This window comes from Weissella sp. DD23 (genome assembly GCF_001579105.1).
Taxonomy (GTDB): Bacteria; Bacillota; Bacilli; order Lactobacillales; family Lactobacillaceae; genus Weissella; species Weissella cibaria.
The window spans coordinates 1-457 of sequence record NZ_KQ970465.1; the positions used below are offsets into that span (position 1 = coordinate 1).

At 46.4% G+C, this 457-nt stretch carries 1 protein-coding gene; it reads right to left on the reverse strand.

Annotated elements, in window-relative coordinates; all coding sequences use genetic code 11:
• Positions 1 to 20: 20 nt before the first annotated feature.
• Positions 21 to 457: Rossmann-fold NAD(P)-binding domain-containing protein (locus tag WEIDD23_RS12270; RefSeq protein ID WP_156469678.1), on the reverse strand; the 437-nt coding region annotated here is incomplete at its 5' end.

Sequence of the window (457 nt, forward strand, 5' to 3'; positions counted from 1 at the left end):
TTTTTTGTATATCATCCCCATTAACCGCGCCATTTCGCCAAATAGCTTGCAGCAGCCTCAACATCTGGTACCCGTAGGCGTTCACCAGTAATTGGATTCACATTCTCAAAGTGCAACGCACCGATTAATTCGCCAACCGTCTTCGATGAAACATAACTGTCTTTGCGATAAGAAGTTGGTCGCACACGTGTATTTACCGGTCCAAGGACCAACGCATTCACATTAAAGCGACCTGCCATTTCAACAGCATATAACTCACTCAACATCAAAACCGCTGCGCCGGCCGGTGCAACCGGTCCAGAATATTTGCTAAACGCAGCATCTTCAGCAGACACGCCACTAATAAATGTATAGTTCGAACCCTGACGTAACAAAGGCATCAAAGTCTTGCTAGCTACAAAGTGGGCTGTAAGCAAGCCCTGCATCAATTCTTCCCATTCTGCCTTCGTAATATCCG